The organism is Micromonospora sp. NPDC047187 (genome assembly GCF_040643355.1).
Classification (GTDB): domain Bacteria; phylum Actinomycetota; class Actinomycetes; order Mycobacteriales; family Micromonosporaceae; genus Micromonospora; species Micromonospora salmantinae.
In genome coordinates, this window is sequence record NZ_JBEYUF010000003.1 from 191,037 (window position 1) to 214,369 (window position 23,333).

A 23,333-nucleotide genomic window follows, 5' to 3' on the forward strand; every position below is an offset into this window, starting at 1 on the left:
ACTGCCGAATGGGAGAGATCATGATGCGTACGGTCAGCGTGGCCGAGACCGCCCCGTCCACCTACGCGTGGGCGGTGCACGCCGAGAAGTTGCAGGTCCGGGCCGGCCGACACCTCGCGGTCAACGAACTCGACCTGAGGCTGGGCACCGGTGTGCACGGGCTGCTCGGCCCCAACGGCGCCGGAAAGACGACGTTGATGCGAGCCCTGGCCACTGTGCTGAAGCCGGCCGGCGGGCGGCTGACGTTGCTCGGCGGCGAGGTCACCGGCAACGCCGACCTCCGCCAGGTACGCCGCGGCCTCGGCTACCTGCCGCAGCACTTCGGCTTCTACCCGCGCTTCACCGTCCGGGAGTTCGTCGAGTACATCGCCTGGCTCAAGGAGATGCCGAAGGCCGTCATCCCTGGTGCGGTACAGCGGGCCGTCGAACGGGTGGGTCTGGCGGACCGCGCCGACTCCCGGATGAAGACGCTGTCCGGCGGGATGCTGCGCCGCGCCGGCATCGCCCAGGCGATCGTCAACGACCCGGCGGTGCTGCTGCTCGACGAGCCGACGGTCGGCCTGGACCCGGAGCAGCGCCTCGACTTCCGCGAACTGCTGCGAGAGATCGGCCTGGACAGCTGCGTACTCGTCTCCACCCACCTGGTTGAGGACGTCGCGGTGGCCTGCTCCGACGTGGTGCTGATCAGTGAGGGCAGGTTGGTGTGGCAGGGCACCACCGGGCAACTGACCGAACAGGGTGGGGCCGGCGACGCCGGTGACAGCGCCACCGAACGCGGCTACTCGTCGGTGCTGCGCGCCTACCGTGGGCGGGTGTCGGCATGACGGGACGCATCCTCCGCATCGAACTGCGCCGCTCGGCGGCGCTGGGCACCGCCCTGTTGATACTGGTGAGCGGTGCGGCGTTGCTGCTGTCGTCCACCCAGTTCTTCGCGGGACGGTGGATGCAGCTGGCGGTGATGGCCCGGTCGCTGCTGATGGTGCTGCTGCCGCTCGCGCTGGCCGGTGGGGCGTGGATGGGCCGGCGCGACGCGCGCCACCGGGTCAACGAGTTGTTCGCCAGCACCGTCCGGCCGCGGTGGCAGCGCGTCGTCCCGACCGCCGGCGCTCTCGCGGTCTCGGTGGTAACCGCGTACCTCCTGGTGTTTCTCATCGCGGCCGGATGGGTGGTGCCGACGTCGAACTACTTCCCGAGCGCGACGATCGTCGTCCTCGCGGTCGGCGTTCCGGCGCTGATCGCCGCGGGTTGGCTGGGCATGGCCGCCGGCCGGGCCGTGCCCCGGGTGATCACCGCGCCGGTACTCGCCGTGGTCGGCTTCGTCCTGGTGGGGTTGGTGCCGGAGTTGGCCATGTCGCCCGCCATGGGCACGGATCTCGCGCAGTTCCGCCCGGAACCGGCGGCGGTGCTGCTCGTGCCGGCGATCACCGGCCTGGACGACTTCCAGACGATCGCGACGCGGGTCAGCCTGCTCCAGGCGCTGTGGCTGGTGTCCCTCGCCGCGACCGGCCTGCTGCTGCTCGGCGCGGTCCGTCGCCGCGCGATCGCGTTCGCCGTGCTCCCGGCGCTGCTCGGGGTCGCGGTCGCCGTACCGCTCCTGCCCGTCGGCGGAGCCCGCGGGGCGGCGGTCGTCGACCCGGTCGCCATCGAGCTGGTCTGCGACAACGACGGCCCACAGGTCTGCGTGACGCGGGCACACGCCGGGCTGCTGCCCGCCGTCGTCGGCCCCGCCCGCCAGGCGCTCGACATGATGGCGGCGAAGCTGCCCAACGCACCGGTCCGCGCGGTGGAGACCCAACAGGTCACCTACTGGGCGCGGCTGGACCCGGACACCGCACCGGCCCGGCACTCCGCCGACACGATCGTCTTCGACACCCCCACCATCGACCGCGTCGGCCGCGCCGATTTGTCCGGCGACTACTTCCTGCCGTCCCTGCTGGAGGCCGCCTGGCAGCAGGAGTGCGGCGAACAGTCGATCCGGGGCGACGTGTACCGGGCCCGGATGGTCGCCGCCGCCTGGCTGACCGGTCGACCACCGGTCCCGCAGACCGGATGGGCACCCGAGGAGATGGCGCTGCTGAGGAGCGCGTACCAGGCGCTGGTGAGCCTGCCGGAGGCCGAGCAACGACGGCGGATGGCAGCGGTACGCGAGGGCGTACTGGCCTGCCGGGACGACGAGCTGGTGGCGATCCTGCCGGGGGATCAGCCGTGAGGTGGCTTGGGCTGCACCTGCGCTCCCGCCGGGTGCCTCTCGCCCTGACCACCGCGACCTCGTTGATCGCGCTGACCTGGGCGCTGTCGCTGGCCTACACCGACTCGACGACCATCAGCGCCCGGACGGCCAGCCTCGCCATCATGCTGGCGGTGGTCGCCGTCGGCACCACCCTCAACGGCGCCGACGACGCCCTCGACCACACCATGGCGGTCAACTGGCCGGTACGCCGTGCCGGGCACCTGCTGCTCGCCGCCGGCGCGATCACCGCGCTGCTGTCGCTCAGCATGCTCACCGAGACGCGCTACGAGCCGTTCGCCCTCATGCTGCGCAACACCGCGGGGCTGCTCGGGCTCACCGCGCTCGGCGCCACAGTGCTGGGTGCCGCCCTGGCCTGGATCGCCCCGCTGACCTGGACCCTCATCGCGGTGCTGCCGATGATGGGGCCCAGCCGGGATCTGAAGATGCAGGTCGCCGGCTGGCTGATCCAACCCGCCGGGACCACCGCCGCCACCGCCTGCGCCGCCACCCTGGCGGTGACGGGTCTGCTGGCGTACGCCCTGCGGGGTTGCCCCCTGCGGCCGGCGAGCGAGACGGCCCCCGACCGGTGACGAATCCGTCGGTGGTCCGGCCCGCCGGTGTCGGAGCACGGACCATCGACCGCTTGGTCCGGCGAGGAGACGGGAACCCCGAACGGCACGGCACGTCAATTCCGTTGGCTGCTCGTAGCATCAGGGAATGGATACGTCGCACTTTGCTGACGACGGGCACCGCGGGTCCGACGACGACCAGCGGGACGTCCCTCTGTTGGGGCTGAGCCCGCTGTCCCGGGTGCGTCTGGACGAGCTGCTGCAGGAGATGCTCGATCGGGTCGGTGAGGTGGTCACCAGTCGTGAGCGGCTACGCGCTCTGCTCAACGCGGTGGTGGCGATCGGCTCCGATCTCGATCTACGCAGCACGTTGCGACGCATCGTCGAAGCCGCATGTGAGCTGCTCGGTGCCCGCTACGGCGCGCTGGGTGTGATCGGCCCGGACCGGCTCCTGACGGAGTTCATCACGCACGGTATCGACGCCGAGTCACATGCCCGGATCGGCGACCTACCGCATGGCCGGGGTGTGCTCGGCCTGCTGATCGCCGACCCCCGTCCGGTACGAATGCCGGACATCACGGAGCATCCACAGTCCTACGGATTTCCGGCGAACCATCCCCCGATGCACAGCTTCCTCGGCGTTCCGATCCGCATCCGGGATCAGGTCTTCGGCAACCTCTACCTGGCGGAGAAGCGAGGCGCGGTCGAGTTCACCGAGGATGACGAAGAGATCGCCGTCGCGTTGGCTGCCGCTGCCGGCGTCGCGATCGAGAACGCCCGGCTGTACGCCGTCGCCCACCGTCGCGAGCGTTGGCTGGCGGCCACCGCCGAGATCACGACCGTGTTGCTGGGTGAGGTCCGCCGCACGGAGGCGCTGGGTCTCGTCGCCCGCCACGCTCGCGAGGTCGCAGACGCCGAACTGGTTCTGGTCCTGCTCTACGACGAGGAGGCTGGACGGTTCACCATCGAGGTCGTCGACTCGACCAGTGGAACCACTCCTCCGCTGGTTGGTGCGGTCCTGCCGGCCGCCGAGACCACCTTCGCCGCCTCGGTGACGGGCCGACGACACACAGCCATCGAGAGCCTGGCCAAGGCTGCGCCCTGGCCCGCTCCGGTCACCGAGGGGCCGGCAGTGGTGTCCCCGCTGTCGGCGGGCGAGACCCTGTACGGCGTGTTGGTTGTGGCATACCCGGCCGGTCAGGTGCGGCAGAGTGACGACGACGTGCCACTGCTGGCCAGCTTTGCCGCGCAGGCGGCGCTGGCGATGGAGCGCGCCCGCGCGCAGGAGGAGCGGGAACTCCTCGTCGTCCTCGAGGACCGTGAGCGGATCGCCCGCGACCTGCACGATGTGGTGATCCAGCGACTGTTCGCCACCGGGTTGCAGTTGCAGAGCACCGCACCGCTGATCGCCCGGCCCGAGGTCAGCCAACGGGTCAACGCGGCAGTCGACGAACTCGACTCCACGATCCGGGACATTCGGCGGGCCATCTTCGAACTACGGGCTCCCATGAGTGCCGTCCTGCGCACCGAGATCCGCGATGCGGTTGACGACGCCGCCAGGTCGCTCGGTTTCCGGCCGGCGCTGGAGATATCCGGACCGATCGACAGCGCGGTGCCGGACGCCGTACGTCCCGACCTGCTCGCGGTGCTCCGGGAAGCGCTGTCGAACACGATCCGGCATGCGCGCGCCAGCCAGGTCAAGGTGCTGGTCCAGGTCGACGGGCCACGGCTCATCCTCACCGTCGACGACGACGGGGTGGGCACGAGCCCCGATGCTGCCCGCAGCGGCCTGGTCAACCTGCGCGAGCGCGCCCTCGGCCTGGGTGGTGATTTCGCGGTGCAACCAGCCCAACCGCGCGGCACGCGCCTGCGTTGGAGCGTTCCGCTGGGCGAGTGAGGTTCACGGGTGCCGGCCGAACAGCCGGGTGGCCAACACCGCCGCCTGGGTACGCCGTTCCAGCCCCAGCTTCGCCAGCAGGCTCGACACGTAGTTCTTGACGGTCTTCTCGGCGAGGAACATCTTTCCGGCAATCTCGCGGTTGGTCAGCCCTTCGGCTACGTACCCCAGGATCCGGCGCTCCTGTTCGGTCAACATCTCCAGTTCGCGCGGCTGCTCGACGCCGTTGCGGATGCGCTCCAACACCCGCTGGGTCACCGCAGGGTCGAGCAACGACTGGCCCGCGGCCACCCGGCGGACCCCGTCGACGAGGTCGGTGCCGCGGATCTGCTTGAGCACATATCCGTCAGCACCCGCCATGATCGCCGCGAACAGCGCCTCGTCGTCTTCGTAGGAGGTGAGAATCAGACCTCGGATCGACGAGTCCACAGTCCGAACGTCGCGGCACACATCGATGCCACTGCCGTCGGGCAACCGGGCGTCGAGAATAGCCACGTCCGGCTTCAAGGCGGGGATGCGCGCGGTGGCTTCCCGTGCCGACCCCGACTCACCCACCACTTCGATGTCGCCGGCGGCGTGGAGCAGGTCGGCCAGACCACGGCGTACGACCTCGTGGTCGTCGAGGAGGAAGACACGGATCATCTCCCTTTTCTACCGGTGCGGCTCCGGCGGACACAGGGCCGAAGGTCCCGTTGCTCACCGACAGACAGGGGACTGGGGCCCGGCTCCTTGGGACGTCCGGCCCTGCCGGTCCGGCCTGGTCGAGGCGATCGTGGGGGCAGGGCTCAAACCAGAACCTGACCTGGCTGACCTGCGACTCTGCGACTCCGAGGTGTGTCACCATGATCCGCACCGCGTTCACTCCTGCCGAGCTGCGTCCCGCGGTGTCCGCGGCGATTCGCGCACCGTCACTGCACAACAGCCAGCCCTGGCGTTTCCGGCTCTCCGCCGGTGGGATCGAGGTGCGGATGGATCCGGACCGGCTACTGCCGGCCAGCGACCCCACCCGCTGGGCGGCGCGGCTCAGTTGCGGTGCCGCCGTGTTCAACCTACGCCTAGCGCTTGCGGTCACCGGCACACCGCCGGACGTCCACCTCCGCCCGTGCCCACATGACCTGGATGCCGTGGCCCGGCTGGTCCCCGGCCGCCCACGGCCCGCCACGCCCGCCGAGCGGGACCTGTACGCCGCCATCTTCCGACGGCACAGCAACCGCAGGCCGTTCTGGCCCAACCCGGTCCCGGCAGATGCCCGGTGGCGTCTGATCGAGGCCGCCCGCGCCGAGGGCGCGTGGCTGGAGATGGTCATCGGAGTTGGCGCGGTCCAGACGGTCGCCGAAATCGCTCACAGCGCCAACCGGTTTCTGGAACGCGACTCCGACTACCAGGCTGAGCTGACGCGGTGGGTCCGGACATCACCCGCCGGTGACGGTGTCCCGATCGAGTCGGGCGGCCCGGTCCCGGAACCACAGGACCTGCTTCCCCAACGGGCCTTCGGGGTACGCGCCCGCGCGCCCGGCCGGGACTTCGAACCCGAACCACTCGTCGCTGTGCTCGGTTCGTACGGCGACAGCGCCACCGACCAGATCACCGCTGGCCAGGCGCTGCAACGCGTACTCCTCACCGCCACCGACAACCGCCTCGCCGTCTCGATGCTGTCCCAACCCATCGAGGTCACCCGGGCCCGCGAGCAACTACGACTGGCGCTCGGCAAGTACGGCACGCCTCAGATGGTCATGCGAATCGGCTACGGACAGTCAGGTAGGCCGTCCCCACGCCGGGACGTCGACGACATGATCGAGTTCGCCTGACCGCAGGGCCCGCAGCCGCCCGGACGAACGTCCCAGTCCCGCCCCATCCTCGGAGCGGGACGGAGGTCCCGGCGAGCAGGGGATTTGGTCCTGCGGCATCGATGCCCACTGGTCCTACTGGCATCACCCGGGATGCCGTGAACTGTAGTTGAGCGCCGGACGACCGAGCTGGCGGCGAACTTGGAGGATGCAATGACCACCATCGTCCCCCCGCGTCACGACAGGACCCCCCACATCGCATCGGGGACGGAGGCGGCACGGACCACCGGCGGCGGCGCTACCGCCCGGGCAGTGGCGAGGTACGCCTGGTTCGCCGCCCGGATCGGAATGGGATTCATCTTCCTGTGGGCGTTCGTGGACAAGCTGTTCGGCCTGGGCTACGCAACCCCGGCCGGTAAGGGCTGGATCGACGGCGGCCACCCCACGAAGGGGTTCCTCGCTGGAGCGGAAGGGCCTTTCGCTGGCGCATACCACAACCTGGCCGGTACCGCGTTCGCCGACACTGCGTTCATGGTTGGTCTGGCCGCCATCGGCGTCGCCCTGCTGCTGGGAATCGGGATGCGGATCGCCGCTGGCGCCGGGGCGCTGATGCTCACCATGATGTACACCGTCGCACTGCCCCCCACAACGAATCCCGTCATCGACGACCATCTCATCCTGGCCGTGCTGCTCATCGGGATCGCCGCCGCTGGAGCTGGCACCACCCTCGGTCTCGGCGGCTGGTGGGCCACCACTCCCCTGGTCAAGAAGCTGCCCTGGCTCACGTAGGTCGCATTGCACGAAGGCCGGCCCCGCCTTGGCGGGGCCGGCCTTCGTCAGGTCACACATCCACGACTGCACCCCTACGGCGCCGAGCGGGGCGTCTACTCCCAACCCCGGCCTGCGCGGGACTCACGCGCCGGACGTGTCAACGATCTGCGCGACCGGCAACCGTGGGGTGCGTGGCGGGCCGGCGTGTTCCGAGTCGGCGATCCCGAGCCGAAGCACCAGGTACGGGTGGCCGAGACCGGCCAACAGAGCCCGCAGAGTCTGTCGCGTGCTCGCCACCTCGATGACACCGCTGAGGGGTACGACGGACACGCCGAGTTCGGTGGCCCGTAGCCAGCCAGCCGACAGTGCCTCGCCGGCGCGTAGCCAGTCGCACGGATCGTCCTCGTCGCCGTACAGCACTGCGTAGACAGCCACTCGATCATGTCCTGGGCCGATCGGCAGCGTTCCCGCTCGACCGAAGTCGCGTCCGGGGACGGTCGTTTGCTGCTCCCGCTCGGGAAGCACTTCGGCCGGCAAGCCGGCACCCGCAGGTCGGGCCCGTCCGGTCCAGTACTCGAGTTCTTCCCGGATCTCGGGTTCGGCGGCCTCAACAGCGGCGGCCCTGGACGCCGCAGCGGCCAGTTGGAGGATCTGGTCCGACGACAGGATCTGGATTCGCGCTTCGGGCGACACCGCCTCCTTGATGGCTTGCAGCGCGTCCGCCGACAGTGGCTCATCGCTGACGGGTCGACGGTCGGTGTGCCGGAACTGCATTGTCTGCGCCAGGCGAACCGCCTCGGCCGTTACCGGCGTCCTGCCGGTCAGCCTCAGCCGGGCCAGAAGATCAGGCTGCGTGCCGTCGGGTAGCCGCTCGACCTCGGCGGTCCAGCCCTCCGCAGCGAGGGCGACCCGGGCATGGTCCAACGCGGCTCCGCAGCTGAGCAGTAGGAGCTGCCCCGGGGCATCGGTCGCGTTCAGTTGTCTGCTGCGTTCAGCGAACAGTTCGAGCCCGTCGGCGACGATCCGCCACCGCCACGGCTGGGTGTTGTGCACCGAGGGTGCGTACCCGGCGGCCGCTGCGGCGCTCGCGAGGGCGGTCGTACTCTGTCGCGTACTGGTGTCCCGATTCATCGTTCTCATCCTCTGGGTCAACCTGCGTGCGGTGCGGGCACGGCGTCTTCAGCCAGTCAGACGACGGCCCACGAACCCGGGACCTTCAGTGCCCACCGCAGAGCGTCGCGAGCACCCCGGAACCGTCGTAGCCGACGATGATCGGTCTGGTCATCATCGTGACTCCTTCCATCCCGCCAACCCAACGCCATCCGACCATGCCGGGGACAGGGACCGCAGGCCCACGTAGCGGTGCCATAGGTCCCTTCACCGCACACCGACCGGTCGTCGCGGCGGCCGGTCGGCGGGATCGAAGAACCTAGACGACGCCGGCCAGCAGTTGCCGCGCCATCACGATCCGCTGGACCTGGTTGGTGCCCTCGTAGATCTGGGTGATCTTGGCGTCCCGCATCATCCGCTCGACCGGGTAGTCCCGCGTGTAGCCGTAGCCACCGAGCAACTGCACCGCGTCGGTGGTGATCTCCATGGCGGCGTCGGAGGCGAAGCACTTCGCCGCCGCGCCGAAGTAGGTGAGATCCGCGTCGCCACGCTCCGACTTGCCGGCGGCCGCGTACGTGAGCTGCCGGGCCGCCTCGAGCTTCATGCCCATGTCGGCCAGCATGAACTGGATCCCCTGGAACTCGGCGACCGCCTTGCCGAACTGGCGACGCTCGGCCACGTACCCCTTCGCGTAGTCGAGCGCGCCCTGCGCGATCCCGACGGCCTGCGCCGCGATGGTGACCCGGGTGTGGTCCAGGGTCTTCATCGCGGTCGCGAAGCCGGTGCCCTCCGCGCCGATCATCCGGTCGGCCGGGATCCGCACGTTGTCGAGGTAGACCTCGCGGGTGGGCGAGCCCTTGATGCCGAGCTTCTTCTCCGGCGCGCCGAAGCTCACCCCGGCATCGGACTTCTCGACCACGAAGGCCGAGATGCCCCGGGACCGGGCGGACGGGTCGGTGACCGCGAAGACGGTGTAGAACTCGGACACCCCGGCGTTGGTGATCCAGCGCTTCACACCGTTGAGCACCCAGTGATCCCCGTCACGTACCGCCCTGGTGGTCATGGACGCCGCGTCGCTGCCCGCCTCCGGCTCGGAGAGGCAGTACGAGAACATCGCCTCACCGGCCGCGACCGGCGTCAGGTAACGAGTCTTGAGATCGGCGGAACCGGACAGCAACAGCGGCATGGTGCCAAGTTTGTTCACCGCCGGGATCAGCGAGGAGGACGCGCAGGCGCGGGCCACCTCCTCGATCACGATGGCGGTGGCCAGCGCGTCCGCGCCCGCGCCGCCGTACTCCTCGGGAACGTGCGGGGCGTGGAAGTCGGCCGCTCGCAGCGCGTCGTAGGACGCCTTGGGGAACTCCCCCGTCTCGTCGGCCTCCGCGGCGTGCGGAGCCACCTTCGCGGCGCAGACCTCTCGCACTGCTTCCCGGATCGCCTCGTGCTCCTCGGGCAACCGGTAGACGTCGAACGACTCCCCTGCGGCCATCTCGGCCCTCCCCTTCACCACTATCATGCGCAGTCTGTGACGACTCCTGACCGCCGACCGCGCAGACTGAAGACTAGCGACTGCAGTTCAGGTGATGTTACCGGCGCGTAGGGATGGGCAGGACGGTGCACCTAACGCGCTCAGCGATGATGGAGATTGAGACAGTGAGCCACCCTCCGGTGCCCCGCCCAGGCGCCGCAGCAGAATGCGACGCGACGACGCGACGCCAGCGCGAGCGGAGAAGACAGGCGTGACGATCCCCTACCCCACCATCCAGCCGACCCCCGCCATCGCCGCGGTGACCCCGCCCTCGGGCGCGCCCCGGCCGCGGGTGACGTTCCTAGGGACTGGTTACCTCGGTGCGACGTACGCCATCTGCTACGCCGAACTGGGCTACGAGGTTCTCGGGTTCGACGTCGACGCCGACAAGATCGCGATGCTGAACGCCGGTCAGGTGCCGATCCACGAGCCCGGCCTGGACGAGCTGCTCCGGCGCAACCTCGCCGCCGGCCGCCTCCGGTTCAGCACCGACATCGCCGAGACCGCCGAGTTCGGTGACGTGCACTTCATCTGCGTCGGCACCCCGCAGCGGGCCGACGGCATGGGCGCCGACCTGTCGTACGTCGAGGCGTCGGTCACCAGCCTCGCGCAGCACCTGACCCGCAAGGCGTTGATCGTCGGCAAGTCCACCGTGCCGGTCGGCACCGCCGAGTGGGTCGAGCAGCTCGTCGGCAAGCACACCCCGAACGACCTGGACGTCGAGGTGGCGTGGAGCCCCGAGTTCCTCCAGGAGGGCTTCGCCGTCGACGACGTCCTGCGGCCCAACCGGATCGTGGTCGGCGTCAAGAGCGAGTGGGCCAACGGCATGCTCTACGCCGCGCACAAGGGCGTGTTCGACCTGGCCGCCACGGAGGACCGCGAGGTGCCCCTGGTGGTCACCGACTTCTCCACCGCCGAGCTGGTCAAGGTCGCCGCGAACGCCTTCCTGGCCACCAAGATCTCCTTCATCAACGCGATGGCCGAGGTCTGCGAGGCCTCCGGTGGCGACGTCACCCAGCTGGCCCGCGCCATCGGCTACGACCCGCGGATCGGCAACCGGTTCCTCCAGGCCGGCCTCGGCTTCGGAGGCGCCTGCCTGCCCAAGGACATCCGGGCCTTCCAGGCCCGCGCCCAGGAGCTGGGCGCCGGCGAGGCGCTGCGCTTCCTGCACGAGGTCGACCTGATCAACCTGCGTCGGCGTACCCGGGTGCTCCAGCTCGCCGCGGACCTGCTCGGCCGCCGCTCCGGCCCGGCCGGCCCGGACTTCTCCGGCACCCGGATCGCGGTGCTCGGCGCCACCTTCAAGCCCAACACCGACGACGTCCGCGACGCCCCGGCGCTCGCCGTCGCCGCGCTGCTGCACAAGGCCGGCGCCGACGTGCACGTGTACGACCCGCAGGGCACCGAGAACGCCCGCCGTGCGGTCCCCGAGTTGACCTACGAGAGCAGCATCAACGAGGCGGTCAACGGGGCCGACCTGGTCTGCGTCCTCACCGAGTGGGCCGACTTCCGCAACGCTGATCCGGTCGCCCTCGGCGACCTGGTCAAGGGTCGCAAGGTCGTCGACGGCCGCAACTGCCTCGACCCGGCACTGTGGGCCCAGGCGGGCTGGGAGTACCGGGGCATGGGTCGCCCCTGACCCAACCGACGCACCACCGGCCGGCCATCGAGCATCTCGGTGACCGGCCGGTGTCGTTGTTTGCCCCGGACCCGCCGACAAGAGTCGAAATCCGCGCCAGCATTGGGCATGCTGCGACAGTGGGAGTCCACAGTGCGGGTGGAGGGGTGTCGTGGCGACCTTTCAATGCTCCTCGTGCGGCCGGGAGATCAAGCCGGCCGTCCGATGCCCGCACTGTGGGGCAGATCAACCACAGTGGGTCGAACACCTGGCCGACATTGAGCGTTCGATCGCGGAGATGAAGGCGCGCGACGCCGCCATCGCCCGCGAGCAGCGGCAGATCGCCGCCAAGATGCAGGCCGCGCTCTTCCAGCGGGACATCCTCGCCCACGCCGGCGAGGAACGGATCAAGCAGGCCACCCGGCCACGCCGGGTGCTGCGCCGCCGCCCCGGCCGGCGGCCACCGACGGCCACCATGGGACCGCCACCCCGGGTGCCCCGCCAGGGCACTCCGCCCGCCCCGGAGGATCCGCCGCCGCCCCCGCCCCGGGCCGCCTGGCTGGACGTCGACGACCCGGAGCACCCGCCGGAGGCGTCCTCGCGCGAGGTGCAGAACATCCCACTCGGGCTGGGCGCGCTGCTGCTCGGCGTGGCCGCTGTGGTCTTCGCCGCGGTGGCCACCAGCTCGATGGACGCGCTGGCCCGGCTCGGCATCCTGCTCCTGGCCACCGTGCTGATGCTGCTCGCCCCACCGGCACTGGCCCGGCGCGGGCTCACCTCGACCGCCGAGACCATCGCCGCGGTCGGCCTGCTGCTGGTGCCGCTCGCCGGCAACGCCCTCTGGGCGGTGGACCGGATCGGCGCCGGCGGCGGCTCCGGCACCGTCTTCGCCGGGGTGATCTTCGCGGTCACCGCCGCAGTCGCATTCGGGTACGCCGGTTGGACCGGTCTGCGCGCGCCCCGCTTCGCCACAGTGCTCGCCGCCCAGCCGGTGCTGCCTCTGCTGGCGTACGACCAGATCACCGGCCCGGGCGGCTGGGCCCTGGTGCTGGCCCTGGTCGCCCTCGTCAACCTCGGCCTGGCCCGCTCCGGCGTGACCGTCGAACGCCCCGTCCGGCAGGACCTGCCGTCGCCGGGCACGCCGTCCGCGGCCCGCCAACGCGACGCCGAGAGCCGGCCCGAGGGCGACCCGGAGGAGGCCGCCGAGCTGATCGACGCCAGCGGCGGCGCCACCGACCCGCGGCCGACCCGGCCGGTGCCCGGCCTGCGTGAGCTGACCTGGTTGCTGCACGCCGTGGCGGTCGCCGTCTCGCTGGCGTACGCGGTCACCGCCCTGCTGCGGGCACAGACCGTGCCGACCGCGACCGGCGCCGGGGTGGTGCTGCTGCTGGCCGCCGTGATCGGGCTGGCCGGCGCGTTGGTGCTGCGTCGCCCGCCGCTGCCGGACGTCGCGGCCGGCATCGTCACCCTGGCGGTGATCGGCTCGCTCAGCCGCATCGCCTCGGTGGCACTCCCCGGCCGGGCGCTGCTGCTGATCGCGGCGGTCATCACGGTGACCGGCTTGGCGGTGCGCGCGGTCCCGGAGGCGGCCCGACGTGGCCCACAGTTCGCCTCCGCGGTGGCCCTGACCGTCAGTGGTCTGGTGGTCGCCGGCGGCGCGCTACGCGCCGGGGTGGCACCGGTCCGTGCGGCACTGCCCGCCTGGAACCCCGACCTCAGCCGGTACCAGGGCGAGTTGGCCGCCGCCGTCGGGCCGACCACCTGGCAGCTCGCGGGTGCCGCGTTCCTGCTCACCATCGCGGCGGTGCTGGCCCTGCCCACCGAGATCCGCCGGGAGTTCGCTGTCGCCGGCGCGGCGCTGACCGCGCTCGCCGTTCCGGCCTCGTTCGGTCTCGGCTGGGCGACGGCACCCTGGCCAATGGTGATCACCGCGATCGGCATCGGAGTCATCGGGCTGTCCGCCCGCACCGACCGAGCCGCGGTGGCACACGCCATCGGGGCGGCCGTGGTCGGCCTGTTCGGCGCGGGTGCCAGCCTGACCAGCCCCACCCTCACCGCCGCAGTCCTGATCACCCTGTTCGTGGCGGGCATGCTGGTCACGCTGGCGCCCCGGATCCGGATCGCCTCGGCCGCCTCCGACACGGTCACCGCCTGGGCCGCCGGTGGCGCCGCGTTCGCGCTGCCCGGGGCGGTGGCGGCGTTCGTGGCCGCCACCATGCCGAGCGACCCGACCCCCACCCCGGCGAGCCTGCGCGAGGTGACCGTCCCGATCCTGGCGGCCAGCTTCCTGGCGGTCTGCGTGACCCTGGGCTACGCCGCCGTCGTGCAGGTCTCCCAACGTCACATCCCCGCGCCGCTGTCGGTCGGCACCGGGCTGGGCGCGCTGATGGTCACCGCCGCCGCGTTCGGGGCGCCCGGCGCGACCGTCGCCGACGCCTGGGTGGGCGCGCTGCTGCTGGTCGCGGCGGTGCTGCTCTTCCTGGCCCCCTCCATCGACGCCGGCCGTCGAGCCGACCTCACCCTCGACGGCTCCGACCTGGCCGCCGCGGCGGTCACCACCGCCCTGGTCGCCACGCTGGTACGGATCGGGGCGGTGCTCGCCCCGGGCGGGCAACTGGCGGTGGCCGCCGCCCTGCTCCTGGTGGTCGCCGTGGGCGCCCGCAGCATGCCGGAGGAGTGGCGACGCGGTCCGATCCTCGGCCTCACCGTCGGCGGTGCCCTCATCGGCGTCCTCGCCGGCTGGTCGGCGGTGCGCGGTGGGGTCGGCGTGCTGGCCACCCCCGGCCCGATCTGGAGGGGCGACCTGAGCGACTGGCCGGCCGCCCCCGTCGGCGGTGCCACCTGGCAGGCGCCGGTCGCGCTGGCGCTGCTGGCCCTCGCCGCCGGCATCCTGCTCCCGCCACCGTGGCGCTGGGACGTGTCCGGCGTGGCGGTGGTGCTCGCCACGATCGGCGCACCGGCCGCATTCGATCTGGCCTGGTGGTCGCCGGTCCTGGTCGGCGGAATGGTCGCCACCGTGTTCGGCATGGCCGCGGTGGCCACGGAGGAGGCGCGCGCCGGGCTGTCCCGGGCCACAGTGGCCGGGGTCGTCGCGCTGCACGCCGCCGGAGCCGGACTGGTCCGCCCGTGGACCACGGCCCTGGCGCTGGCCAGCATCGCGCTGATCGGCGTGGTGGTGGCCACGCTGGCCCGCGTCCTCGCCGGTCCACAGGTCGCCGACATCGAAACCGAGGGGATGCCGCCGCACCTGGCGCAGATCGGCGGCGCGGCGATCGGTGCCGCCCTGCTGGCCCTCCCCGGTGCGGTGGCGGCGCTGTCCGCCGAGTTCGAACACTCGGCGCAGGTGGTGCTGACCGCCGCGCTGGCCGCTACCAGCCTCGGCCTGGCCGCCGTGGCCGCCGTCCGGCGGTTGGTGCCGCAATATCTGCCCTGGGTCAGCGTGGCGGTGGTCGGCGGGGCCACCATCAGCGCCCTCGCCGCCATCCCCACCGGCCTCGCCGCCGGCGTCTACGCGGCCGCCGCCGCCCTGCTCGGCGTACTGGCCGAGCTGATCCGCGCGGCCACCGTGCCGCCCACCGGCGCGGCCCAGCCGGTCCGGCGCTGGGCGGTACGACTCGACGGCGCCCTCCGGCGGCTGCCGGACGACCCGGAGCGACGACGGTGGCGGGTCAACCCGGCAGCGGGTGCGTTGGCCGCAGCGGCGCTGCCGACCGCCCTGGCGCTCGCCTCGATCGCACCCGCGCTGGTCACCGCCCTGGTCGAGCCGCACCGCACACTGACCCGGATCTGGCAGGGTCCGCCCCCGGAGTTGCTCACCCCACCGTCGGACGTGGTCAACCCGACCCACGTGCTGACGGCGTTGCTGCTGACCGCGACCGCCGCGCTGGCCGCCACGGGGTTCAGCGGTGGGCGGCGGTCCCGGGCCGTGCCGGTGGTGCTGCCCGGGGCGGCCGTCACGCTGCTGATCGCACCCATCGCGCTGGGCCAGGGCTGGCCCGCCAGCACCGTCGCCGCGCTCTCCGTCTTCACCATCGCGATGCTCGGTCTCGCACTGACCCCACCGCCGGCGCTGGTCGAGCGGGCCCGCTCGCTGCGGCTGGCCCGGGTGCTGGTGTTCGCCATCGGTCTGGCCGGTGGCAGCGCCGGGCTCGCCGGCAGCCTGGCCGACCGGCAGATGACCCTGTTCACTCTCGGCAGCGCGGTCGGGGTGGGTGCGGTGGCGGCGCTGTTCGGCACCACCCAGCGGGCGCGCATCCTCGGCTGGCTCTTCGCCTCACTCATGGCGCAGCTCTTCGTGCTCACCGCCGGCCTGGTCGCCGGGCTGGCGGCGGTCTGGTCCGCGTTCGGGGTGCTCGCCGTCGGCGCGGTCCTGCAGGTGCTCGCCGCGACCCTGCCCCGGCTGCGCCGCCCCGAGGCGCAGCGGGAGGCCTCCACCGTCGAGTGGACCGGGTACGCTGCCGCGCTGATCGCGCTGGCCCTCGCCTTCGACTCGCCCCGCCACATCGCCGCCCTGCTGGCCGCCTGGGGCGCTGTCCTCGGGGTGGCCGCGACCCGACCCGGTCGCCGGCCGGTGGAACGCCGGATCCTGTTCTGGGCGGTGGTGGTCTGTGAGATCACCGCGTGGTGGATCCTGATGCGGGTCGCCGACGTGGCGTTGCCCGAGGCGTACACGCTGCCGTTCGCCGTGCTGGCCCTCCTCGTCGGAGTCCTGGAGCTGCGCCACCGGCCCGACATGAGCAGTTGGGTGGCGTACGGGCCGGCGCTGGTCGCGGCCTTCGTGCCGACGCTGGCGATCGTGCTGGCCACCGAGTCCAGCACTGTGCGGCAGATGCTGCTGCTGCTCGGCGCGGTCGCGGTGCTGATCTTCGGGTCGTCCAGTCGACAGCAGGCCCCGGTGATCGTCGGCGCGTCGGTCACCGCGATCACGGCGATCCACGCCCTGTTCAGCCTGGGCCCGTGGCTGGCGCTGATCCCGGTGGGCATCCTGCTGCTGGTGCTCGGCGCGAGCAACGAGCGCCGCCGCCGCGCCCAGGAACGCCTACAGACCGCCCTGCGCGGCATGAGGTGAATCGGAGGGTCCCTGCGGCGTGCGTGAGCGGGGACGGTGAGTGGGCCGGGTTCGCGCCACCCGCGTCCGTCCCGCGCGATCTTGCACTTTCTGTCGCGACATAAGGGACAAAAGCCGCGAAACAGCTACAGGAAGTGCAAGATCGCGGGGGTAGGGCGGGGCGGGGTTACTGCAGGGTGGCTTGGAGGGCGGCTTCCTTTGTTGCTACCAGCTTTTCCAAATCCTGCTGGTAGGTCGTCATCTTGGCGCGCAGGCCCTCGTCGGCGGCACCGAGGATCCGTACGGCGAGCAGGCCGGCGTTGCGGGCGTTGCCGATCGACACTGTGGCGACCGGGATCCCGGCCGGCATCTGCACGATGGACAGCAGCGAGTCCATGCCGTCGAGGTGCTTCAGTGGCACCGGCACACCGATCACCGGCAGCGGCGTCACCGAGGCCACCATGCCGGGCAGCGCGGCAGCGCCCCCAGCCCCCGCGATGATCACCTTGAGGCCCCGGTCGGCGGCGTCGCGCCCGTACTCGATCATCGCGACCGGAGTCCGGTGCGCCGAGATCACCCGGACCTCGTACGCCACGCCGAACTCGTCCAACACCTCGGCGGCAGCCCGCATGGTCGGCCAGTCCGAGTCGCTGCCCATGATCAAGCCAACCGTGCTCACTGCGGCCCTCTTCTCGTTCCCGAAACCGTACTCACTCGTGGCCCTCGCGCAGCCAGCGCGCGGCCCGCGCGGCCCGCGCCCGCAGGTCGTCCAGGTCGTCACCGAGCACCGTGACGTGCCCGATCTTGCGGCCAGGTCGCACCTGCTTGCCGTACAGGTGCACCTTGGCACCCGGCTCGGCGGCGAAGAGGTGGTGCAACCGCTCGTCGATCGACATCCCGCCCGGCTCACCGCCGAGCACGTTCGCCGACACCACCACCGGGGCGGTCAGCGCGGTGTCACCCATCGGGTAGTCCAGCACGGCCCGCAGGTGCTGCTCGAACTGCGAGGTCCGGGCACCCTCGATGGTCCAGTGCCCGGAGTTGTGCGGACGCATCGCCAGCTCGTTGACCACGATCGCGGGCCGGCCGGCGGCGTCGCGCACCTCGAACAACTCCACGGCCAGCAGGCCGATCACACCGAGCGCGGTGGCCAGGTCGATGGCGAGCTGCTGAGCGGAGACCGCCAACTCCTCGTCCAGGCCGGGCGCCGGGGCCAGCACCTCCACGTTGATGCCGTCACGCTGCACGGTCTCGACCACCGGGTACGCGGCCACCTGACCGAACGGCGAACGGGCCACCTGCACTGCCAACTCCCGCCGCAGCGGCACCCGCTCCTCGACGATCAGCCGGGTGCCGCCGGCGAGCAGCGTGCTCGCCAACTCGGTGGCCTGGGCGGCGTCGTCGACCATCCAGACGCCTCGGCCGTCGTACCCACCCCGGGCCGCCTTGAGCACCACCGGCCAGCCGACCTGCTCGCCGAAGCCGACGAGGTCGGCGGGCTCCCCGACCGGCCGCCAGGCCGGGTTGGGAGCACCCAGCTCGGTCAGGCGTTCCCGCATGATCTGCTTGTCCTGGGCGTGCAGCAGCGCGTCCGCCGGCGGGTAGAGGGGCACCCCTTCCGCCGCCAGCGTGCGGATGTGCTCGGAAGGTACGTGCTCGTGGTCGAAGGTGACGACGTCGCAGCCCTTGGCGAAGGTGCGCAGCGCGGCCAGGTCGGTGTGGTCGCCGTACTGGACGTCGGCGGCGACAAGCGCCGCGCCGTCGTCGGGGGCGGTCGCGAGCACACGCAGTGACTGGCCGAGGGCGATCGCGGCCTGGTGGGTCATCCGGGCCAACTGGCCGCCACCCACCACGCCGACAACTGGCAGACCGGTACGGGAATCCATAGCGCGGCCAGCCTATCCGGGCCGCCGACGGGCCCACCGGGAGGGCTGGCGACCCGCCTCGGAAGCTCTGGCGGGACCACCCGGCGGGCAGCGCGGGCGACTACCGGGCGTGGCCGTGCGCTCAGCCCAGCTCGGCTACCAGCTCCTCGACCGAGGTGACCGGCCGCTGGCAGACGAAACCCCGGCAGACGTACGCGGCGGACCGCCCCTCGACCAGCGGACGGTCGGCGAGCAGCGGCACACCCGGCTGGTCCGGGCGCCCGGCGACGACCACCGCTCCGGGCGGGGCGTGCCGGCGGGCGGCGGCCACCAGGGGGTCGCCGGCCGGGTCGCCGGTGACAACGGCGATCTCGTACGGCCCGGAGAGCAACGCCTCCCCGACCATGGCCGCGTACCCGGTGAACCGGGGGTGCTTACCGACGATCGGTGCGACAGTGCCGAGGGCCGCTTCGGCGGCCTCCCGGTAGCGCGTCTCCCCGGTCAGCGCCGAGTACGCCACCAGCCCGGCGATCAACGCCGACCGGCCGGACGGGGTGGCGTTGTCGGTCGGGTCGGCCGGCCGGGCGACGAGCCGCTCCGCGTCGTCGGCGGTGTCGTAGAAGGCGCCGCCGGGCGCGGCGAAGTGCGCGAGGGCGGTGTCCAGCAGCTCGCCGGCCACTGTCAGCCAGCGGCCCTCGCCGGTGAGCTGGTGCAGCGCGCAGAATGCCTCGGCAACGCAGCCGTAGTCCTCCAGGACGCCGGCCGGCTCGCCGACCTTGCCGTCCCGGGAGACCCGGCGCAGTCGGCCGTCCACCAGGTGCACGGTTGCCAGGTGCTCGGCGGCCTGGCGCATCGCCCCGTCGGCGACGATGGTGACGCCGTCCATCAGGTTGGCGTCCTCGTCCTGCGGGGACACGTACACGGCGGCGACCTGCTGGAACTCGGCGATGGCGGTGATCGCCAGACCGTTCCAGGCGGCCACCACCTTGTCGTCGAGGGCCGGCTGGGGGCGGGTGTCCCGGGCGGCGAGCAGCCGCCCGACCACCTGCCGCCAGCGGGCACGCACCTCGGGCGCGGCATCGTCCACGTCCCGGGCGAGCTTGAGCACGCTCATGCCGTGTTCGACGCCCTTCTTTCCGTCCGGAGTGCCGCCTTGCGGCGCGGAGGCGGAATGAGGGGCGAAGGTGCCCTCTTCCGTGACGGTGAACAGGTCGGCGGCGAACCGGCCGTCCTCCTCGCCCAACGCCTCCACGAGTTGGGTGGGCGTCCAGGCGTAGGTGAGCCCCTCGACGCCCTCGGTGTCGGCGTCCAACGCGGACGCGAACCCCTGCCCCGGCCGGTGCAACTCGTCGGCGAGGAACCGGGCGGTGTCCCGGGCCACCCGACGGGCCAGCGGGTCACCGGTGAGTCGCCACAGCTGGGTGTAGACCCGCAGCAGCAGCGCGTTGTCGTAGAGCATCTTCTCGAAGTGCGGCACCGTCCAGTGCGCGTCCACCGAATAGCGGGCGAAGCCGCCCGCGAGCTGGTCATAGATGCCGCCCCGGGCCATCGCCTCGGCGGTGTGCCGGGTGATCTCCAGGCTGCCCGGGTCGCCGGTGCGCTGGTGGTGGCGCAGCAGGAAGAGCAGGTTCATGTGCGGCGGAAACTTCGGGGCGCCACCGAACCCGCCGTTCGTGGCGTCGTACTCGCTGGCCAGCTTCGCGGCCGCCGCGTCGAGCAGCGGGGCGTCCAGCGGCGCGGTGGGGCCGCCCACGGCCTGCGCGCCGCCGATCGCCTCGACCACTGCGGCGCCCTGGCCCAGCACCGCCTCGCGCTGCTCCCGCCAGGCGGTGGCGACCGACTGGAGCAACTGGACGAAGTTGGGTCGCGGGAAGTAGGTGCCGCAGAAGAACGGGGTGCCGTCCGGGGTGGCGAAGACGGTCATCGGCCAACCACCCTGGCCGGTCATCGCCTGGGTCGCGGTCATGTAGACCGCGTCCACGTCCGGGCGCTCCTCACGATCCACCTTGATCGACACGAAGTTGTCGTTCATCAGGGCGCCGACCTGCTCGTTCTCGAACGACTCGTGCGCCATCACGTGGCACCAGTGGCAGGCCGCATAGCCCACCGAGATGAGCACCGGAACATCCCGCCGCTTCGCCTCGGCGAACGCCTCGTCCGACCACGGCCACCAGTTGACCGGGTTGTCGGCGTGCTGGAGCAGGTACGGACTGGTGGCGTCGGCGAGTCGGTTCACCTGACGACCATAGCCAGCCCCGGCGCGGACCGCGCGGGCTCCACCCGGACGGTCAGGACGCGCCGTCGGCGCGGAGCCGGAACACGTTCGACTCCGCCGAGTCGCGCAGCGACCCCAGCACCGCACCGATCTTGTCCGCCGGCATCGGCTTGAAGAAGTGGTAGCCCTGCGCAGAGGTGCAACCCAACTCGGCCAGGGCCATTCGCTGCTCGGCGGTCTCCACCCCTTCGGCGACCACCCGCAGCCCCAACTCGTGAGCGAGGCCGACCGTCGTCCGGACGATCGCGGCGGCCTCCGGCGAGTCGGCCATCCGGATGACGAAGGAACGGTCCACCTTCAACTCGTCCACAGCGATCCGGGTGAGGAAGGTCAGCGACGAGAAGCCGGTGCCGAAGTCGTCGACAGCGAGCTGCACGCCCATCGACCGGAGCGTGGCCAGCACCTCGTCGATGACCTCCAGCTCGCTCATCACCACCGTCTCGGTGATCTCCAGAACGAGCCGGTGCGGCGGCACCTGGTGGCGGCGCAGCGCCTCGGCGATCTCCGCCGGCAACCGGGGGTCGAGCAGGCTGCGCGCCGAGAGGTTGACCGAGATCGGGACGTCCAACCCCTCGCGGGCCCAACTGGCGGCCACGCTGAGCGCCTTGTTCAGCACGTAGCGGGTGAAGGCGCCGAGCTGCTCGCTGTTTTCCACCGGCCGGATGAAGTCGGCCGGGTTCAGCCACCCACGCCGGGGGTGCTGCCAACGGATCAGCGCCTCCACCCCGGTGGGCGCACCCGTGGCCAGGTCGACCGCCGGCTGCAACGCCAGCACCAGCTGGTCGTCGACCTTCAACGCCTCACGCAGCTCGGCCAGCAGGGCGAGCTGGTCGGTGCTGGCCGCGTCGCGCGCGCCGTCGTACGCGGCGACGTTGCCGCCGCCCTCCTTGGCCTGGTACATCGCGATGTCGGCCCGACGCAGCAGCTCGGTCAGGTCCGCGGTGCCCGCGGCGGCCACCACCACCCCGACCGAGACCTCGATGGACATCCGTACGCCGGCCACCTCGGTCGGTGCGGCCAGCCGTTCGGCGATCTCGCGGGCCTGACGCAGCGCGTGGGCCATCGGGGCGGCCCGGTCGCCGAGCACCGGCACCGCCGTGAGCAGGAGGGCGAACTCGTCGCCACCGAGTCGACCGAGCAGGTCACCGGCGCGGACCAGCGCGTTGAGTCGGTTCGCGGTCAGTCGCAGCAACTGGTCACCCGCCGCGTGGCCGAGGGTGTCGTTGACTTCCTTGAACTGGTTGATGTCCAGCAGCAGCAGCGCCACCGGGTGGTCGTGGCTGAGCTGTCGCAGCGACTGGTCGCCCTTGCTCAGCATCGCCGCCCGGTTGGCGAGCCCGGTGAGCGGGTCGTGCACCGCCTCGTACGACGAACGGGCGGTCACCAGCCGCAGCTCGTGGTGGGTCGCGGCGTCGTGCAACGCGGCGGCGAGGGCGTCGCCGAACGCGGCCACCGCGTCACGTTCCCGGGCCGTGGGCGGGGCCGAGCGGGGGAACCGCACCCGCAGCCGACCGACCGGCGTGGCGCCGACCGACAGCGCCCGGCTCAGCTCGTGCTCGTCCGGCTCCGACTGGTCCGGTGGGCCGGTCTCCCGGTCGACAAGCTGACCGCTGGCGTCGCCCCGGTAGCGGTGCCACCGGCCGTCGACCCGGGCCACGTCGACGTCCACCAGCTCGGCGTTGAACAGCGTCAGCGCCCCGGTGACCGCCGCGCTGGCCACGCCGCGCTCGTCGAGCTGGTTGAGGGCCGCGGTGGCCTCGGCGAAGGCACGCCAGGTGCGACGCTCCTGATCGGAGCGCAGCCGGTAACGGTAGGTCTGCTGCAACAGCCACAGCAGCGGCGGCAGCAACAGCAACCAGCGGGGGTCGAGTTCCAGCAGGGCGACCACCACGAGGCCGACCGCCACGTTGCCGACGAACATCAGCAGCTTGCCGCGCAGCGCGGCGAACAGCGCCGGCCCGATCGGCAGCCCGTGCCGCAGGCCCAGCGTCACGCCGCCGAGCCAGGCGGTCACCAGGAGGTACGTCACCGAACCGGCGATCACTGCCAGCGCCAGGATCGGGGTTGGTGGCGAGAGCAGCGGCCGCCCGAGCGCGGTGGTCACGGAGACGGCAAGCGCCGACGCGGCGGCCAGCGACGCGGCGATCCGGACGATCTCCAGGGCCGGACGGCGGTCGTTGTGCAGTGACAGCAACGTCCAGGCCAGCCCGGTGCCGAGCAGCGTGGCGGACGGGAGCCAGCCGGCTGGAGTCAGGTAGAGGCAGACGATCAGGGCCGCCTCGCCCCAGGTGATGCTGACCATGCCCGCGGCCGAGCGGAATCGCAGCCGGGCGAGCTGGGCGAGGGCCAGGACGGCGACGGCGATGCCGAAGCGGGCCGGACCGCCGAGGGGGTCGTCGGCCGGCAGCCGGACCGGGAGGGTCAACCCGACCGCGGCGGCGGCCAGGGCGGTCAGCGTGACGGCGGCGGTGAGCACGAGCAGCCGGCCCGGTGTGCCACGCACCCCGAGCCGATCGAACGGGTCGTCGGCCGGACCGGAGGTCATCGACCTCCCCCGTCAGCCGACCGACCGACGTCGCGGTGGGCGGCCGGTGCTGTGCTGGTCATCGGCGCCCCCTCCCGCACACGGCTCGGAG

Annotated in this window: 15 protein-coding genes; 8 read left to right on the plus strand and 7 right to left on the minus strand. The window is 72.0% G+C overall.

What is annotated here, in order from left to right:
* Positions 1-23 precede the first annotated feature (23 nt).
* From ABZ794_RS08205 to ABZ794_RS08220, 4 genes are all read left to right on the plus strand, one after another.
* The gene (locus tag ABZ794_RS08205) at positions 24-824 is read left to right on the plus strand and encodes an ABC transporter ATP-binding protein (protein ID WP_210784928.1); all 801 of its coding nucleotides are present in this window, start codon (positions 24-26) and stop codon (positions 822-824) included.
* Positions 821-2,209, plus strand: a complete 1,389-nt coding sequence (locus tag ABZ794_RS08210; RefSeq protein WP_238691071.1) for a hypothetical protein — start codon at positions 821-823, stop codon at positions 2,207-2,209. Before ABZ794_RS08205 ends, ABZ794_RS08210 begins: the two co-directional genes overlap by 4 nt.
* Positions 2,206-2,820: a hypothetical protein gene (locus tag ABZ794_RS08215; RefSeq protein WP_238691070.1), complete on the plus strand. Its 615-nt coding sequence runs from the start codon at positions 2,206-2,208 to the stop codon at positions 2,818-2,820. Before ABZ794_RS08210 ends, ABZ794_RS08215 begins: the two co-directional genes overlap by 4 nt.
* 247 nt (positions 2,821-3,067) lie before the next feature.
* A complete protein-coding gene (locus ABZ794_RS08220) occupies positions 3,068-4,696 on the plus strand; it encodes a GAF domain-containing protein (RefSeq protein ID WP_357514963.1) in 1,629 nt (542 codons plus the stop codon).
* Positions 4,697-4,699: 3 nt separating this feature from the next.
* Here ABZ794_RS08220 and ABZ794_RS08225 read toward each other — a convergent pair whose 3' ends face one another.
* Positions 4,700-5,338 carry a response regulator transcription factor gene (locus ABZ794_RS08225; protein ID WP_210784904.1) on the minus strand — a complete coding sequence of 213 codons (639 nt, stop codon included), beginning with the start codon at positions 5,336-5,338 and terminating at the stop codon, positions 4,700-4,702.
* Between the two features lie 203 nt (positions 5,339-5,541).
* On the opposite strand from ABZ794_RS08225, the gene ABZ794_RS08230 reads away from it, so the two are divergent.
* Together ABZ794_RS08230 and ABZ794_RS08235 are read left to right on the plus strand one after the other, a co-directional pair.
* Positions 5,542-6,504: a nitroreductase family protein gene (locus tag ABZ794_RS08230; protein WP_210784929.1), complete on the plus strand. Its 963-nt coding sequence runs from the start codon at positions 5,542-5,544 to the stop codon at positions 6,502-6,504.
* A 192-nt stretch (positions 6,505-6,696) separates the two neighbouring features.
* Positions 6,697-7,272 carry a hypothetical protein gene (locus ABZ794_RS08235; protein WP_357514854.1) on the plus strand — a complete coding sequence of 192 codons (576 nt, stop codon included), beginning with the start codon at positions 6,697-6,699 and terminating at the stop codon, positions 7,270-7,272.
* A 123-nt stretch (positions 7,273-7,395) separates the two neighbouring features.
* Here the strand turns inward: ABZ794_RS08235 and ABZ794_RS08240 are convergent, their stop codons facing one another.
* Positions 7,396-8,385, minus strand: a complete 990-nt coding sequence (locus tag ABZ794_RS08240) for a nitroreductase (RefSeq protein ID WP_357514856.1) — start codon at positions 8,383-8,385, stop codon at positions 7,396-7,398.
* A 298-nt stretch (positions 8,386-8,683) separates the two neighbouring features.
* Positions 8,684-9,853, minus strand: a complete 1,170-nt coding sequence (locus ABZ794_RS08245) for an acyl-CoA dehydrogenase family protein (protein WP_210784907.1) — start codon at positions 9,851-9,853, stop codon at positions 8,684-8,686.
* Between the two features lie 250 nt (positions 9,854-10,103).
* Here ABZ794_RS08245 and ABZ794_RS08250 point away from each other — a divergent pair, with 250 nt between their 5' ends.
* Both ABZ794_RS08250 and ABZ794_RS08255 read left to right on the plus strand, forming a co-directional pair.
* Entirely contained in the window at positions 10,104-11,531 is a 1,428-nt protein-coding gene (locus tag ABZ794_RS08250; protein WP_210784908.1) for a UDP-glucose/GDP-mannose dehydrogenase family protein, read from the plus strand.
* 151 nt (positions 11,532-11,682) lie between these two features.
* The gene (locus tag ABZ794_RS08255) at positions 11,683-16,578 is read left to right on the plus strand and encodes a permease (protein WP_357514858.1); all 4,896 of its coding nucleotides are present in this window, start codon (positions 11,683-11,685) and stop codon (positions 16,576-16,578) included.
* 166 nt (positions 16,579-16,744) lie between these two features.
* Here ABZ794_RS08255 and purE read toward each other — a convergent pair whose 3' ends face one another.
* The 4 genes from purE to ABZ794_RS08275 all read right to left on the minus strand — a co-directional run bounded on the left by purE (position 16,745) and on the right by ABZ794_RS08275 (position 23,242).
* Entirely contained in the window at positions 16,745-17,236 is a 492-nt protein-coding gene (gene purE, locus ABZ794_RS08260; protein ID WP_210784910.1) for a 5-(carboxyamino)imidazole ribonucleotide mutase, read from the minus strand.
* A 31-nt stretch (positions 17,237-17,267) separates the two neighbouring features.
* On the minus strand, positions 17,268-18,443 hold the full coding sequence (locus ABZ794_RS08265; protein WP_210784911.1) for a 5-(carboxyamino)imidazole ribonucleotide synthase: 1,176 nt from the start codon (positions 18,441-18,443) through the stop codon (positions 17,268-17,270).
* A gap of 121 nt (positions 18,444-18,564) precedes the next feature.
* Positions 18,565-20,658, minus strand: a complete 2,094-nt coding sequence (locus ABZ794_RS08270) for a thioredoxin domain-containing protein (RefSeq protein ID WP_357514861.1) — start codon at positions 20,656-20,658, stop codon at positions 18,565-18,567.
* A gap of 52 nt (positions 20,659-20,710) precedes the next feature.
* The gene (locus ABZ794_RS08275; RefSeq protein ID WP_210784913.1) at positions 20,711-23,242 is read right to left on the minus strand and encodes a bifunctional diguanylate cyclase/phosphodiesterase; all 2,532 of its coding nucleotides are present in this window, start codon (positions 23,240-23,242) and stop codon (positions 20,711-20,713) included.
* Between the last annotated feature and the right edge of the window lie 91 nt (positions 23,243-23,333).

What these genes read in the sequence shown, in the direction of transcription:
- ABZ794_RS08205 (WP_210784928.1), top strand. Translation starts at nt 24, where the DNA reads ATGCGTACGGTCAGCGTGGCCGAGACCGCCCCGTCCACCTACGCGTGG.
- ABZ794_RS08245 (WP_210784907.1), bottom strand. Translation starts at nt 9,853, where the DNA reads ATGGCCGCAGGGGAGTCGTTCGACGTCTACCGGTTGCCCGAGGAGCAC.
- ABZ794_RS08225 (WP_210784904.1), bottom strand. Translation starts at nt 5,338, where the DNA reads ATGATCCGTGTCTTCCTCCTCGACGACCACGAGGTCGTACGCCGTGGT.
- ABZ794_RS08220 (WP_357514963.1), top strand. Translation starts at nt 3,068, where the DNA reads ATGCTCGATCGGGTCGGTGAGGTGGTCACCAGTCGTGAGCGGCTACGC.
- ABZ794_RS08265 (WP_210784911.1), bottom strand. Translation starts at nt 18,443, where the DNA reads ATGGATTCCCGTACCGGTCTGCCAGTTGTCGGCGTGGTGGGTGGCGGC.
- ABZ794_RS08235 (WP_357514854.1), top strand. Translation starts at nt 6,697, where the DNA reads ATGACCACCATCGTCCCCCCGCGTCACGACAGGACCCCCCACATCGCA.
- ABZ794_RS08210 (WP_238691071.1), top strand. Translation starts at nt 821, where the DNA reads ATGACGGGACGCATCCTCCGCATCGAACTGCGCCGCTCGGCGGCGCTG.
- ABZ794_RS08275 (WP_210784913.1), bottom strand. Translation starts at nt 23,242, where the DNA reads ATGACCTCCGGTCCGGCCGACGACCCGTTCGATCGGCTCGGGGTGCGT.
- ABZ794_RS08240 (WP_357514856.1), bottom strand. Translation starts at nt 8,385, where the DNA reads ATGAATCGGGACACCAGTACGCGACAGAGTACGACCGCCCTCGCGAGC.